Annotated in this window: 17 protein-coding genes and 1 other annotated feature; of the genes, 16 read left to right on the forward strand and 1 reads right to left on the reverse strand. The window is 53.3% G+C overall.

From position 1 onward, the window contains the following. Nucleotides 1-172: 172 nt before the first annotated feature. The 14 genes from ACFSDB_RS13715 to pheA all read left to right on the forward strand — a co-directional run bounded on the left by ACFSDB_RS13715 (nucleotide 173) and on the right by pheA (nucleotide 10,579). Nucleotides 173-781, forward strand: a complete 609-nt coding sequence (locus ACFSDB_RS13715) for a Maf family protein (protein WP_204890361.1) — start codon at nucleotides 173-175, stop codon at nucleotides 779-781. Beyond that, complete coding sequence (gene radC / locus ACFSDB_RS13720) at nucleotides 775-1,467, forward strand: RadC family protein (RefSeq protein ID WP_204890362.1); 693 nt, start codon at nucleotides 775-777, stop codon at nucleotides 1,465-1,467. Before ACFSDB_RS13715 ends, radC begins: the two co-directional genes overlap by 7 nt. An 89-nt stretch (nucleotides 1,468-1,556) precedes the next feature. Beyond that, a complete protein-coding gene (locus tag ACFSDB_RS13725) occupies nucleotides 1,557-2,585 on the forward strand; it encodes a rod shape-determining protein (protein ID WP_377340354.1) in 1,029 nt (342 codons plus the stop codon). A 14-nt stretch (nucleotides 2,586-2,599) separates the two neighbouring features. Further along, nucleotides 2,600-3,487 carry a rod shape-determining protein MreC gene (gene mreC / locus ACFSDB_RS13730; RefSeq protein WP_204890364.1) on the forward strand — a complete coding sequence of 296 codons (888 nt, stop codon included), beginning with the start codon at nucleotides 2,600-2,602 and terminating at the stop codon, nucleotides 3,485-3,487. Continuing rightward, complete coding sequence (gene mreD / locus ACFSDB_RS13735) at nucleotides 3,484-4,014, forward strand: rod shape-determining protein MreD (RefSeq protein WP_204890365.1); 531 nt, start codon at nucleotides 3,484-3,486, stop codon at nucleotides 4,012-4,014. The genes mreC and mreD overlap by 4 nt, the downstream gene beginning before the upstream one ends. Nucleotides 4,015-4,035: 21 nt before the next feature. Then, entirely contained in the window at nucleotides 4,036-4,701 is a 666-nt protein-coding gene (gene minC, locus ACFSDB_RS13740; protein ID WP_204890366.1) for a septum site-determining protein MinC, read from the forward strand. A 1-nt stretch (nucleotide 4,702) separates the two neighbouring features. Then, entirely contained in the window at nucleotides 4,703-5,503 is an 801-nt protein-coding gene (minD, locus tag ACFSDB_RS13745) for a septum site-determining protein MinD (protein WP_204890367.1), read from the forward strand. Between the two features lie 734 nt (nucleotides 5,504-6,237). Beyond that, nucleotides 6,238-6,317: a sequence feature (ribosomal protein L21 leader region), on the forward strand. Nucleotides 6,318-6,331: 14 nt separating this feature from the next. Further along, nucleotides 6,332-6,640, forward strand: a complete 309-nt coding sequence (rplU, locus tag ACFSDB_RS13750) for a 50S ribosomal protein L21 (protein ID WP_204890368.1) — start codon at nucleotides 6,332-6,334, stop codon at nucleotides 6,638-6,640. 2 nt (nucleotides 6,641-6,642) lie between these two features. Beyond that, nucleotides 6,643-6,972, forward strand: a complete 330-nt coding sequence (locus ACFSDB_RS13755; protein ID WP_204890369.1) for a ribosomal-processing cysteine protease Prp — start codon at nucleotides 6,643-6,645, stop codon at nucleotides 6,970-6,972. A 13-nt stretch (nucleotides 6,973-6,985) separates the two neighbouring features. Next, nucleotides 6,986-7,276 (forward strand): 50S ribosomal protein L27, encoded by a 291-nt coding sequence (rpmA, locus tag ACFSDB_RS13760; protein WP_204890370.1) that lies wholly within the window; start codon nucleotides 6,986-6,988, stop codon nucleotides 7,274-7,276. A 143-nt stretch (nucleotides 7,277-7,419) separates the two neighbouring features. Beyond that, nucleotides 7,420-7,935, forward strand: a complete 516-nt coding sequence (locus ACFSDB_RS13765; protein ID WP_204890371.1) for a Spo0B domain-containing protein — start codon at nucleotides 7,420-7,422, stop codon at nucleotides 7,933-7,935. Nucleotide 7,936: 1 nt separating this feature from the next. Further along, nucleotides 7,937-9,226, forward strand: coding sequence for a GTPase ObgE (gene obgE, locus ACFSDB_RS13770; RefSeq protein ID WP_204890372.1), 1,290 nt, complete (start codon nucleotides 7,937-7,939; stop codon nucleotides 9,224-9,226). A 15-nt stretch (nucleotides 9,227-9,241) separates the two neighbouring features. Continuing rightward, the gene (locus tag ACFSDB_RS13775) at nucleotides 9,242-9,694 is read left to right on the forward strand and encodes an ACT domain-containing protein (protein WP_204890373.1); all 453 of its coding nucleotides are present in this window, start codon (nucleotides 9,242-9,244) and stop codon (nucleotides 9,692-9,694) included. Nucleotides 9,695-9,709: 15 nt separating this feature from the next. Further along, nucleotides 9,710-10,579, forward strand: coding sequence for a prephenate dehydratase (gene pheA / locus ACFSDB_RS13780; RefSeq protein WP_204890374.1), 870 nt, complete (start codon nucleotides 9,710-9,712; stop codon nucleotides 10,577-10,579). 517 nt (nucleotides 10,580-11,096) lie between these two features. On the opposite strand, the gene ACFSDB_RS13785 is transcribed toward pheA, so the two are convergent. Then, on the reverse strand, nucleotides 11,097-11,630 hold the full coding sequence (locus ACFSDB_RS13785) for a transcription repressor NadR (protein ID WP_204890375.1): 534 nt from the start codon (nucleotides 11,628-11,630) through the stop codon (nucleotides 11,097-11,099). A gap of 127 nt (nucleotides 11,631-11,757) precedes the next feature. Here ACFSDB_RS13785 and ruvA point away from each other — a divergent pair, with 127 nt between their 5' ends. Both ruvA and ruvB read left to right on the forward strand, forming a co-directional pair. Further along, complete coding sequence (ruvA, locus tag ACFSDB_RS13790) at nucleotides 11,758-12,354, forward strand: Holliday junction branch migration protein RuvA (RefSeq protein WP_204890376.1); 597 nt, start codon at nucleotides 11,758-11,760, stop codon at nucleotides 12,352-12,354. A 19-nt stretch (nucleotides 12,355-12,373) separates the two neighbouring features. After that, the gene (ruvB, locus tag ACFSDB_RS13795; protein WP_204890377.1) at nucleotides 12,374-13,378 is read left to right on the forward strand and encodes a Holliday junction branch migration DNA helicase RuvB; all 1,005 of its coding nucleotides are present in this window, start codon (nucleotides 12,374-12,376) and stop codon (nucleotides 13,376-13,378) included. The last annotated feature ends 8 nt before the right edge of the window (nucleotides 13,379-13,386 follow it).

Consider the following 13,386-nt stretch of genomic DNA (forward strand, 5'->3'; position numbering starts at 1 on the left):
ATTCTTCATTTACTCAAAATAGTTTTTCAAACCGCGCAGCGGATCGCTTTCTGCTTAACAACCGGCTCAAATCTCATTTTTTATTCCCTGAAACGCAGCCAAAAATCATTTTTGTGCATTTTTCAAGCGCAAGAAAATTGGGTATGATGCTAGAAAAGGGAGGAATCCAACCATGAAATTTACAGCTAAAGGACCGGTCGTCCTGGCATCCGCTTCGCCGCGCCGGTCTGAATTATTAGCGATGCTCGGCATCGAGTTCACCGTCAATCCAAGTTTGAAAGACGAACCGAACCCGGCGGATTACCAGACGGCGATGGGCTACGTTATTGAATGCGCACGCCTGAAAGCGAAAGACATCGCCAAGCACCATCCGGAATCGGTCGTCATCGGCTCCGATACGGTCGTCGTGCTCGACGGCGAAATCCTGCTGAAACCGAAGAGCCGGGAAGAGGCGGTTGATTTCTTGACGCGCTTGTCCGGCAGGACGCACGACGTCATCACCGCTGTATCAATCATCAAAAGCGCGAGCGAAGAGTCGTTCCACGAACTCACGCAAGTAACGTTCTACGATTTGCCGGAAGCGTGGATCAATGCGTACGTCGATACGGAAGACCCGTACGACAAAGCAGGCGCCTACGGCATCCAAACCGTTTCCGGCTTGTTTGTCGAAAAAATCAACGGCGATTACAACGCGGTCGTCGGCTTGCCGATTGCGAAACTTGTCCAGAAGCTGAGCTTGTCCGGCTATATCCGCATCGAAGGGAGCCGTGTGGAATGCTGACAGAAGGAGCGCTGATGATGCGCGAAGTCCATGCCGCCGACCGCCCGCGCGAGCGGCTCATCAACCAGGGGGCGACGAGCTTATCGAACCAGGAGCTGATTGCGATCCTGCTCCGCACGGGCACGAAACAAGAGTCGGTGCTGCACCTGGCGAACAGGACCTTGCTTTATTTTGAACACCTCCACCATTTGAAAGACGCGACGATCGAAGAAATCACATCTATCAAAGGCATCGGCCAGGCGAAAGCGGTGCAGCTCCTTGCTGCCATCGAGCTCGGCCGCCGCCTTTCTTCCAAGCAGACCGACCAGAAATTCACCATCCGGTCCCCCAAAGATGCCGCCAATTACCTGATGGCGGACATGACTTCACTCAAACAGGAGCATTTCGTCGTCCTGTTCCTCAACATCAAAAACCAAGTGATGCACAAACAGACGATCTTTGTCGGCAGCCTGAACGCGAGCATCGTCCACCCGCGCGAGATTTTCCGGGAGGCCGTGCGGCGCTCGTCGGCGACGATTGTCTGCGCCCATAACCACCCGTCCGGCAACCCGGCGCCGTCGCCGGAAGATATTGCGGTGACAAAGCGTTTGATGGAAGCCGGAAGCATCATCGGCATCGAACTATTGGACCATATCATCATAGGGGACCATCAGTTCATCTCTTTGAATGAAAAGGGGTTCATGTAGGACTGTTGTTTTCTTTCTTTATCGTCTATAATGAGTAGTATTGTGTTCACTCTATGGCAATTTGGCATATAAAGAAGGGAAGATTTGACGTGTTTGGAATTGGCTCAAAGGATGTAGGAATTGATTTAGGAACCGCGAATACACTGGTATTCATTAAGAATAAAGGGATTGTGCTGCGCGAACCATCAGTTGTGGCAAAAAATACCAAGACAGACGAAATCGTCGCAGTCGGCAACGATGCGCGCAATATGATCGGGCGGACGCCTGGGTCTATCGTCGCGATCCGTCCGATGAAAGACGGAGTAATTGCGGATTTCGATACGACGACAGCAATGATACAGTATTACTTGAAAGGTGCGCTGAAAGCGGCGGGCGGCTCGATGTCGAAGCCGAACGTCATGATCTGCGTCCCTTCAGGCATCACTTCTGTCGAAAAACGTGCCATAATTGATGCAGCGCGCCAAGCAGGCGCACGCGAAGCGTTCACGATCGAAGAGCCGTTCGCAGCTGCGATCGGCGCGAACTTACCGGTATGGGAACCTACCGGAAGCCTTGTCGTCGATATTGGTGGCGGCACGACGGAAGTCGCTGTCATCTCGCTTGGGGGCATCGTCACAAGCGAATCTGTCCGGGTAGCCGGAGATGCGCTTGACGTAGCCATCACGCAGTACATCCGCAAAACGTACAACCTGACCATCGGGGAGCGGACTGCGGAAGCGATCAAGATGGAAATCGGTTCGGCTCGCACGATCACCGAAGCCGACAAGAACATGAAAATGGATATCCGCGGCCGCGATCTTTTGACGGGACTGCCGAAGACGATCGAAATTTCGGCGCCGGAGATTGCGGAAGCGTTGAAAGAATCGGTCATGGCCATCATCGACGGCGTGCGCCGCACGCTGGAGAAGACGCCGCCGGAACTGTCAGCGGACGTCATGGAGCGCGGCATCGTGCTGACGGGCGGGGGCGCTTTGTTGAAGAACCTAGACAAAGTGATCGCCGACCAGACAGATATGCCTGTTTTCATTGCGGATGATCCGCTTGATTGCGTAGCGATCGGCACCGGCAAAGCACTCGACAACATCGACCAGATCCGACGCCTGCAATCACATAAATAAGGAGGATTGCCGTAATGTTCCATTTTTTGTCAAACAAGCGGCTTATTTTGCTGCTGTTGGGCGTCATCCTTCTGGTAGGGCTGATTTCGTTCTCGCTCCGCGACCGCGACAACGTGTCGCTGCCGGAGCAGCTTATCAAGGATGGCGTCGGTGCGGGGCAAATGGTCTTTTCCGGCCCCGCCCATTTTGTTACTGGAATTTTTGATAATGTGGATTCTCTTTTGAATACATATCAGGAAAACAAGTACCTGAAATCCCGGCTTGAGGAATTCGCCGGCGTCAAAGCGGAAGTCACGGATCTCCGTTCCGAGAACGCCGAACTGAAGGAATTGGTCGGCAAGAAGGAAGACCTCCGCGATTTCAACCCGATCCAAGGGACGGTCATTGCCCGCAACCCGGATCAATGGGAAGAAAAAGTCATCATCAATAAAGGATCCAAAAGCGGCGTCTCCGAGAACATGGCGGTCATGACCGCACAAGGGTTGATCGGCAAAGTCACGCTGACAACGCCGTTCACGTCGACCGTTGAACTCGTGTCAACGCAGGATCCGAATTACCGGGTGTCTGCACTCGTGCTCGGCGGCAAGAAGGAAGTCTTCGGACTGATCGAAGGCTATGACTCCGAACGCCGCGAACTGCTCCTGAAGCGGATCGATGCGGACATCGAACTGAAAGAAGGCCAGCAGGTGGTATCAAGCGGCCTTGGCGGCATCTTTCCAAAAGGCATCGTCATCGGCGAGATCACGGAAGTTGCGATTGACGAGTTCGGGCTGACAAAGCTTGCGTATGTCAAGCCGGCAGCCGACTTCTCGCTCTTGAACCATGTGGTCATCGCTGACCGCGTCGTGCCGGAAGTGGACGGAGAAGACAACGGCGAAACGGCGAAGGAAGAAGAATCATGATGAAATACTTGATCCTCGTATTCGGGCTCGTGCTGTTTTTCCTCGAGCCCGTCTTCGGCCTGTTTTCACCGCTGCAGATTGAAGGGGAATTTTATTATATCGTCCCACGCTTTTTGATCATGTTCCTGATTTTCGTGTCCGTTTATTACGACACGAAGCACGCGATGTTTTACGGTTTATTTTTCGGGCTCTTGTACGATGTCTTTTTCATTGATATTATTGGATTATATTCTTTTTTGTATCCGGCGCTTTGTGTGATCGCCGGCTATACGGTAAAGACCGTCCACCGGAATTTATTCGTCGCGACGCTTTTGACACTGGTGCTCACAGCTCTTTTCGAGTTTGTGCTGTACCTGTTTTTCTCATTGATCTCGCTGACGGACGTGGCGCTTGACGCCTTTTTGGCGACGCGCCTATGGCCGACGATGATCGCGAACTCCTTGTTCCTGGTCATCCTCGGTTGGGCGTTCCGTTCCGTGATGGTGGGCAAATTGATCGAGCGGGAAAAGAACCCGAGTTTATACTAAGGAAGCGCAGGTGACACATTTTTGAAGAATCTTGTCAATATCAAGGGGACGAAACAAGGGCTCGTGCTGCAACTCGATGACCAGTGTTCTTACACCGATCTGCTGGCTGAATTGCAGGCAAAGGTGTCGGATCCTGCGCTTGACGGCAGTGCGGAAGTACAGCTTCAGCTGGGCCACCGGTATTGCACCGAAGCCCAAGTGAAGGAAATCATCGCGACGATCCAGCGCAATGAAAACTTGCGCGTTTCGCGCGTACGAAGCGACGTCATCACCGTAGAAGAAAGCAATAAACGCATCCACGAACGCCAATCCGAGACATACGTCGGCATCGTGCGCTCTGGGCAGGTTGTCAAAGCGGAAGGCGACCTCGTCGTCGTCGGCGACGTCAACCCGAACGGACGCATTGTCGCCGGCGGCAACATCTACGTGCTCGGTAGACTCAAAGGCATCGCGCACGCAGGAGCGAACGGCAACCGCGAAGCGGTCATCGCCGCCTCGTGGCTCGAAGCGACGCATCTGCAGATTGACGACGAGCTCGAGACAATGACCGACGAACTGACGGTGCTCTCGGAACAGCCGGAAATGGAATGCGCTTATCTTCATAAAAATGGCAGCATCATCATCGACCGTTTGCAGGAACTCAGATTCTTACGGCCGGAAATTTCAACGTTTAAAGGAGGAAGCTAGTGTGGGAGAAGCTATTGTAATTACATCAGGCAAGGGAGGCGTCGGTAAGACGACGACAACCGCCAATCTCGGCACTGCATTGGCCCTTCAGGGTAAGAAAGTATGCTTGATCGATACGGATATCGGCCTGCGCAATCTCGACGTCATCCTCGGCCTTGAGAACCGCATCATCTACGATTTGATCGATGTGCTCGAAGGGCGCTGCAAAGTGCACCAGGCGCTCGTCAAGGACAAGCGTTTCGACGACATGCTGTATCTATTGCCGGCTGCACAGACAGCCGACAAGAACGACGTCAACCCGGACCAGATGCGGGAACTCGTGACGGAACTCAAGAAAGATTACGATTTCGTCATCATCGACTGCCCGGCTGGCATCGAGCAAGGCTATAAGAACGCCGTTGCCGGTGCGGACAAGGCGATTGTCGTGACCACCCCTGAAATCTCAGCGGTGCGCGATGCCGACCGCATCATCGGTTTGCTGGAGATGGAAGAAAACATCGAACCGCCGAAATTGATCATCAACCGCATCCGCCAGCATTTGATGAATGCCGGTGAAGCGCTGGATGTCAATGAAATCACGACGCACCTGTCGATCGATTTGCTCGGCATCGTTGCGGACGACGAGAGCGTCATCACGAGCTCGAACCGCGGGGAGCCTGTGGTCATGAACCCGGACAACCCGGCCGCACTCGGCTACCGCAACATCGCGCGCCGCCTGCTTGGCGAATCGGTGCCGCTCATGACAATGGGCAAGAAAAACCAAGGCTTCTTCTCGAAGATCAAAGCGGTTTTCTCTAAATAGAATTGGAACAGCCTTCGCATATTTGTGCGGAGGTTTTTTTGTGGAGCGGGAGTCGATGAACTTCTTCGTTTGATGGCATTTCGCCGGCGGCGAAATGCGTTTTTGTTTTTAAAGGAGACCTTCGCTTCGGCGAAGGTCTTTTCAAATCAGGGGTTAAGGTTTGGTGGAGAGGCGGGAAAAGCGCTTTTCGCAGATATATTTTCAAAACCGTAGATAAATTTCTAGAATCGCGGATAAAACTTCAGAATCGTAGATAAAACTTCAGAATCGCAGATAAAACTCTAAAATCGCAGATAAATCTTCATCAAAGCGGATATCAGTCGGCGATGCTTTGCTGCAAGTAAAAGTCTATATACTGCAAGTAAAGTGGGGGATACCGCAAGTAAATTTCATTTACTGCAAGTAAAACCCAGTTTGTCGCAAGTAAACCCCTGTTTGCTGCAAGTAAACTAAATATGCCGCAAGTATCCCTCATACGCTAGCCACCGAAAGCATCCACTCTCCAAACCCAAAACAAAAAGAGTTTTAACCCCGAACCAAACTGGGAAAAAGAACAGAAGGGAACCTTCCCGCCGTGCCGGAGGCAGGCGGATTCCGCCCGCTGGTTTTTCGCCGCTGCTTGCCCGTAAGCAGAAATCTCCCGATAGGGTTCCTTCCACCGGCGCCGACTTTTGAATAAGGGTTGACGCGGGTTGTCTGGCGTGGTATTATTCTAATGTTATGTTTGTAGCGCACCTGTGCTACAACCGCTCGAATCAGGTCCAAGAACCGGCAGCGATGCAGGTCACCTGAATAGGCGAGTCTTAGTCTAAGAGGAGGTGCAAGGATATGTACGCAATTATTGAAACTGGTGGAAAACAGATCAAAGTTGAAGCGGGCCAGGAGATCTACGTTGAGAAATTGAACGGAGAAGCTGGTGACGTGATCACATTTGACAAAGTTCTATTTGTAGGTGGAGATGACGCTAAAGTGGGTGTTCCTTTTGTTGAAGGAGCTACTGTTACTGCTAAAGTTGAAAAACACGGCAAACAGAAAAAAATCACTGTCTTCAAATACAAAGCGAAAAAGAACTACCGTAAAAAACAAGGTCATCGTCAGCCATACACGAAATTGACTGTCGACGCGATCAACCTGTAAGTATGATACGTGTAAACGTGAAAGAAACAGCCAACCGCATTTTGTCTTTTGAAATGTCGGGGCATGCGGACTTTGCCGAACACGGGCAAGACCTCGTCTGCGCTGGCGCATCTGCTGTCTCTTTTGGGGCGGTGAATGCCATTATGGAGCTGACCGGGATCGAACCCGAGATCGAGCAGGCGAGCAGCGGCTTTTTGAAAGTCGTGTTCCCACTGGATCTGGACGAAAAAACGGACGGGCAGGTTCAACTGCTTGTACGCGCGATGCTTGTTTCCTTAAAAACGATCGAACAAGATTACGGGCAATATATCAAAATAACCTTCACAGCTTAGGAGGTGGGACAGAATGTTAAGATTAGATCTTCAGTTTTTCGCATCCAAAAAAGGTGTAGGTTCAACGAGAAACGGACGTGACTCAGAATCAAAACGCCTTGGCGCTAAACGTGCAGACGGACAGCTAGTATCAGGTGGTTCAATTTTATACCGTCAACGCGGTACGAAAATTTATCCAGGTGAGAACGTTGGACGCGGTGGAGACGATACACTTTTTGCTAAAGTTGACGGAATCGTACGTTTCGAACGTTACGGACGCGACCGCAAAAAAGTTAGCGTATACCCAGTAGCACAAGAAGCTTAATACAAGATGAAAAGGGCTGCTTTAGCAGCCCTTTTCTTTTTTTGATAAAAGCACCGGGCCATCGGGGCGACCCGGCTCAAATTCAGGATTTTACAGCTGAAAATTGGTATACTGATAAAAGAGGCTGAAACGGGAAGTGACTTATGGACATGACAAAATCGGTGGCACAATCGCTTCGCCATGCGCGGCATGATTTTCTGAATGAATTGCAGTTGATCAGCATGTACCTGGATCTGGAGAAACCCGAAAAGGCACAGGCGATTATTCGTGCGCATGCCGAAGCGGCTGTGCAGTTGAGCCATCTGTCGGCGCTCCATATGCCGCAGATGGAGGAATGGCTGCTGGTTTCGAAGTGGCGGTTCCCGGAGATCCGGTTTGTGCTGGAGGTTTCAGCGCGCACGGGAAATCCGGAACTGGACGGGGCGTTCGCCCGGACGCTGGAGGCGTTCTTCCAGTCGGTCCGCGCAGAGTTGGATCCGTACGTTGAATATGTTTGTACGATAAGCATCTTCGGTGAAGGCCCGTCGCTTGCGGCGGAGGTTTCATTGAACGGGGACTGGGCAAGTCTCGAGTTCCCCGTAGAATCAGCAATAAATGCAACAAAAGCGTGCGAAGGCGATCGGTCGAAATGGACCATCCGCGCACAGATGGAGGGATAATATGTTTGTCGATCACGTAAAAGTTTATGTTAGAGGTGGCGACGGCGGGGACGGTATGGTTGCGTTCCGCCGCGAAAAATATGTACCAAACGGCGGGCCAGCAGGCGGCGACGGCGGCAAAGGCGGCAATGTCGTGTTTGTGGTCGAAGAAGGTTTGCGCACGCTGATGGATTTCCGCTACAAGCGGATCTTTAAAGCGGACCGCGGAACACACGGAATGAGCAAAAACCAGCACGGCGCGAAAGCACCGGATACGTTTATCAAAGTTCCGCCGGGCACGGTCGTAAAAGACGCTGATACGGGCGAAACGATCGCGGATTTGGTCGAGCATGGCCAATCAGCGGTCATCGCACGCGGCGGGCGCGGCGGACGCGGGAACTCCCGTTTCGCTACACCAGCGAACCCGGCACCGGAACTTTCGGAAAAAGGGGAACCGGGCTTCGAGCGCAACGTTGTGCTTGAATTGAAAGTATTGGCGGATGCCGGCCTTGTCGGCTTCCCGAGCGTCGGAAAATCGACGCTTCTGTCGGTTGTCTCGGCAGCAAAACCGAAAATTGCGGAATACCACTTCACGACGATCGTGCCGAACCTCGGCATGGTGGAAACGGAAGACCACCGCAGCTTCGTCATGGCGGATCTTCCAGGTCTTATCGAAGGCGCGCATGAAGGCGTCGGCCTGGGGCATCAGTTCCTGCGCCACATCGAACGCACGCGCGTCATCATCCACGTCATCGACATGTCCGGCATGGAAGGCCGCGACCCGTACGAAGACTATATGACGATTACAGAAGAATTGAAACAATACAATATGCGCCTGACGGAACGCCCGGAATTGATCGTGGCAAACAAGATGGACATGCCGGATGCCGAAGAGAACTTGAAGAAGTTCCGCGAGAAGATGCCGGAAGATGCACAGATTTTCCCGATCTCCGCACTCAGCCGCCAGGGCTTGTCGAATCTTTTATTCGCCATTGCGGACCTGATCGAAGTCACGCCGGAATTCCCGCTGATCGACGAAGCGGCCGACGAGTCGGAAAGCACGGTTCTTTACAAGCACGAATCGGAAGCGGATGGTTTCCACATCACGCGCGATCCGGACGGTGCATACGTCTTGAGCGGCTACGCCATCGAGCGTTTGTTCAAGATGACCGATTTCTCGCGGGAAGATTCGATCCGCCGCTTTGCGCGCCAGATGCGCGGCATGGGCATCGATGACGCTCTCCGCGAGCGCGGCGCCGAAAACGGCGACACAGTCCGCCTGCTTGAGTTCGAATTCGAATTTATGGATTAAGTTGGAGGTAGTTGGATGAAGGATGTATCGGAACAACGGTATTATTTGGTGCGGGAGGACGTCCTGACCGAAGCGATGCAGAAGACGCTCGAAGTCAAGCGCCTCCTGCAGCGCGACCGCATGTCCATCATGGACGCGGTCAACCAGACCGGCCTTTCGCGCAGCGCATTCTATAAATATCGGGATGCGGTATTTCCATTCCATTCAATCGTCAAGGAACGGATCCTCACTGTGTTTCTGCAGCTTGAGGACCGTTCCGGGACGCTTGCGACCCTACTCCAGTCGGTTGCGGAAGCCGGGTGCAATATTTTGACCATCCACCAGACCATCCCGATCCAAGGGCGTGCGAACGTTACCTTGTCGCTGGATGTGACGGCGATGGAGTTGGAATTGGACGCATTTTTGCAGCAGCTGAAAAAGCTCGACTTTGTCGAGTCGGCTGATGTGGTATCAAGCGGATCATCATAAGTGAGGAGCGGTAAAATGGCAGAAAAACATGTGAAAAACGGGATTTCTTATTTGGGGCCCGAAGCCTCATTCACCCATTTGGCGGCAGCCCGGGTGTTTCCGGAAGGGGCGCTCGTGCCATTTCCCACGATTCCCGAATGCATCGAAGCAGTGGCGGAAGGCCGCGTCGAGTACGCGGTTGTGCCGCTTGAAAATGCACTTGAAGGATCCGTGTCATTGACCGTCGATTATTTATTCCACGAAGCGCAATTGTACGTGACCGCGGAAGTGCTTTCGCCGATCGGCCAGCATTTCCTGGTGCATCCGGAAAACGCCGATGCCGAGTCCTTCGAAGCGATCTATTCGCATCCGCAGGCGCTCGCGCAGAGCCACAAATTCCTGTTTTACACTTATCGCAACACGCCGCTCGAGCAGTACAGCTCGACGTCGGCGGCGGCGAAGATGGTGTCGGAGCTTCCGGAGCGCCCCATTGCGGCGATCGGCAATGAATTCTCGGCCGAAAAATACGGCTTGACGATCCTGCACCGGGACATCCACGATTTCCATTTCAACCACACGCGCTTTTTCGTGTTGTCGAAAACGGACCACAAACTGGAGATTCCGGGGCACGAAGACCAGATCAAGACGACGCTCATGATCTCGCCGCCGAAAGACGACCGGTCGGGTGTGCTGCACCAGATCCTGTCCGTCTTCGCGTGGCGCCAGCTCAACTTGAGCAAAATTGAGTCGCGCCCGCTGAAAACCGGGCTCGGCGACTATTTCTTCATCGTCGATGTGCTCGAAGACGAAAGCGCGACGATGATGCGCGGCGCCCTTGAGGAACTCGCAGCGATCGGCTGCGAAGTCAAGACGCTCGGCTCGTATTATGTCTATAAGAATTCGTAAGATCTGTCCCGCAGCCTGGGTGCTGCGGGATTTTTTTTGTGGGCGGGGGATGGAATAAAGGAGGGTGCCGCATATTGGGTGTGGCACAAGTAAAAGGAGGAATGTTTCAAGTTAATTTTAAATACTGCAAGTAAATATGGAATACTGCAAGTAAATTAGAAATACTGCAAGTAAATATGAAATACTGCAAGTAAATATGAAATACTGCAAGTAAATATGGGATACTGCAAGTAAATATGGGATACTGCAAGTAAATTTAAAATACTGCAAGTAAAGTTGCATTTTCGCTTTTCGCTTGCGAAAAGCCGGCATTCGGAGGGATTAAGGTTTTGGAGAAAGCCGCGGAAAAGGGCGAATCGCCTATAAATCCGAAATATCGCCGATAAATCGTGAGAATCGCCGATAAAATTATAAAACCGCAGATAAATCCCTAATATCGCAGATAAACCGCACCCAAAAAATCCCCCAACAAAAAAAGCGCAGAATCCATAAAGATTCCGCGCTCCTTCTATAAACCCTATTCCGTATCCTCCAGCAAAAACCCGTGTTTCCGCATCGCGTCGACTGCCGCGTCGAGCACGGATTCAGTCGGCCCGGTGATGGTGTGGAGGTGCGTTCCGTCCGTCAGTTCGAGCAGGTAGCTCGCCCCGGTGGCGCGCACGCGTTCCATGAACACGCCGACTTCCGCAGCATTCGAGACGTGGATGCCCGCCGTCAGTTCGCCGTACACTGGGTGCTCGACCGAGACGTCCTTGACCGTTGCGCCCGCGCCGACGAGGATCAGCAGTTCCTCTTCGGTCTCGTCCGGCAGGTGGCGGCAGGCGATCTGGCGGCTCGCTCCGGTGGCCGCTCCTTGGTCCATGTATAGATAGCCTTGGCTCGTCGCGAGGATCGGTTCGCTGCGCGCTTTCAGAAGCGTCATGTCGCTGACGATGACCTGGCGCGAAACGCCCGCAAATGTTGCGAGTTCGCCGCCGGTCAGGGGAGCTCCTGCCGTCTTTAATTTCTCCAATAAAATCTGGCGGCGCTGTTCGCCGTAAAGTTTTTTCATAAAGAAATCCCAGCTTTCTCAATATAATAATCTTATCTTACCACGGACAAATTCCGAACGGGTTTATTTCGTATAAGGCGAACAAATATGCTATAATCAATAGGTTAAATTGAAGGAGCGAACGTCCATGTATGATTACATAAAAGGGGTCGTCACACGCGTGACGCCTGAATATTTGGTAGTGGAACAGCAAGGGGTCGGCTGGCAGATCTTCGCCCCGAACCCGTACTCGTTCGGCACCGAGGAATTGCAGGTGTTCCTGCACCACCATGTGCGGGAAGATGCGCATCTCCTGTTCGGCTTCCCGACGCTCGAGCAGCGGGAATTGTTCCGCAAGCTCATCTCGGTGTCGGGCATCGGACCGAAAGGGGCACTCGCCATCCTAGCGAGCGGCGAGCCGCAGCACGTCATCGAAGCGATTGAACGGGAAGACGAGTCGTACCTCGTGAAATTCCCGGGCGTCGGCAAAAAGACCGCGCGGCAGATGATCCTCGATTTGAAAGGCAAGCTGGCAGAGTTTTTCGATGCGCCGTTCCTTTCGAACGATGCGCCGGGCTTGCTGTCGGATGACGACATCGAACTCGAAGAAGCGATGCTCGCCCTTGGCGCCCTCGGCTACTCGGAACGCGAAATCGCAAAAGTGAAACCGAAACTGAAAGACCTGGACTTGAATACGGAAGGCTATATGAAGAAGGCCTTGCAATTATTATTGAAACAATCTTGATGAAAGGGAGGCGAACGGCATGGAAGAACGTGTAATCGGCGGCGAAATATCGGAATTTGACGAGCGCTTTGAACAGTCGCTGCGCCCGCAATTCCTATCCCAATATATCGGCCAGCAAAAAGTAAAGCACAACCTCGAGATTTTCATCGAAGCGGCGAAGATGCGCCAGGAAAGCCTGGACCACGTCCTGTTGTACGGGCCTCCCGGACTCGGGAAGACGACGCTTGCTGCGGTTATCGCGAACGAGATGGAAGTCGGCGTGAAAATGACGAGCGGTCCGGCGATCGAACGCCCGGGCGACCTGGCGGCGATCGTCTCGTCGCTTGAACCCGGAGACGTGTTGTTCATCGACGAGATCCATCGCCTGAACCGCTCGATCGAAGAAGTGCTGTACCCGGCGATGGAGGATTTCTGCCTCGACATCGTCGTCGGCAAAGGCCCGACCGCGCGCTCGGTGCGGCTGGATCTCCCGCCGTTCACCTTGATCGGTGCGACGACGCGCGCAGGCGCCCTGTCTGCGCCGCTGCGCGACCGTTTCGGCGTGCACGCGCGGCTCGACTATTACGACACGGAATCACTGACGGACATCGTCGAACGGAGCTCGAAATTGTTCGAGGCGGACATCGCCCCGAACGCAGCGGTTGAAATCGCACGTCGAAGCCGGGGGACCCCGCGAATCGCGAACCGCCTCTTGAAGCGCGTGCGCGATTTTGCGCAGGTGCGCGGCAACGGCACGATCACCGAAACCATCGCCGAACAAGCGCTTGAGATGCTGCAGGTCGACCCGCTCGGCCTCGACCACATCGACCACAAGCTGATGATGGGCATGATCACGCGGTTCCGCGGCGGCCCGGTCGGCCTTGATACGATTGCTGCGAGCATTGGCGAGGAATCGACGACGATCGAAGACGTCTACGAACCGTATCTCCTGCAGATCGGTTTTATTCAGCGGACCCCGAGAGGCCGCGTTGTCACCCATACCGCCTATGAGCATTTCAATATGGAAATGCCTGAATCTAAATAAAGGAAGTT

The organism is Planococcus chinensis, assembly GCF_042681545.1.
Lineage (GTDB): Bacteria > Bacillota > Bacilli > Bacillales_A > Planococcaceae > Planococcus > Planococcus chinensis.

What these genes read in the sequence shown, in the direction of transcription:
- ACFSDB_RS13715 (WP_204890361.1), top strand. Translation starts at nt 173, where the DNA reads ATGAAATTTACAGCTAAAGGACCGGTCGTCCTGGCATCCGCTTCGCCG.
- radC (WP_204890362.1), top strand. Translation starts at nt 775, where the DNA reads ATGCTGACAGAAGGAGCGCTGATGATGCGCGAAGTCCATGCCGCCGAC.
- mreC (WP_204890364.1), top strand. Translation starts at nt 2,600, where the DNA reads ATGTTCCATTTTTTGTCAAACAAGCGGCTTATTTTGCTGCTGTTGGGC.
- mreD (WP_204890365.1), top strand. Translation starts at nt 3,484, where the DNA reads ATGATGAAATACTTGATCCTCGTATTCGGGCTCGTGCTGTTTTTCCTC.
- rplU (WP_204890368.1), top strand. Translation starts at nt 6,332, where the DNA reads ATGTACGCAATTATTGAAACTGGTGGAAAACAGATCAAAGTTGAAGCG.
- ACFSDB_RS13755 (WP_204890369.1), top strand. Translation starts at nt 6,643, where the DNA reads ATGATACGTGTAAACGTGAAAGAAACAGCCAACCGCATTTTGTCTTTT.
- rpmA (WP_204890370.1), top strand. Translation starts at nt 6,986, where the DNA reads ATGTTAAGATTAGATCTTCAGTTTTTCGCATCCAAAAAAGGTGTAGGT.
- ACFSDB_RS13765 (WP_204890371.1), top strand. Translation starts at nt 7,420, where the DNA reads ATGGACATGACAAAATCGGTGGCACAATCGCTTCGCCATGCGCGGCAT.
- obgE (WP_204890372.1), top strand. Translation starts at nt 7,937, where the DNA reads ATGTTTGTCGATCACGTAAAAGTTTATGTTAGAGGTGGCGACGGCGGG.
- ACFSDB_RS13775 (WP_204890373.1), top strand. Translation starts at nt 9,242, where the DNA reads ATGAAGGATGTATCGGAACAACGGTATTATTTGGTGCGGGAGGACGTC.
- pheA (WP_204890374.1), top strand. Translation starts at nt 9,710, where the DNA reads ATGGCAGAAAAACATGTGAAAAACGGGATTTCTTATTTGGGGCCCGAA.
- ACFSDB_RS13785 (WP_204890375.1), bottom strand. Translation starts at nt 11,630, where the DNA reads ATGAAAAAACTTTACGGCGAACAGCGCCGCCAGATTTTATTGGAGAAA.
- ruvA (WP_204890376.1), top strand. Translation starts at nt 11,758, where the DNA reads ATGTATGATTACATAAAAGGGGTCGTCACACGCGTGACGCCTGAATAT.
- ruvB (WP_204890377.1), top strand. Translation starts at nt 12,374, where the DNA reads ATGGAAGAACGTGTAATCGGCGGCGAAATATCGGAATTTGACGAGCGC.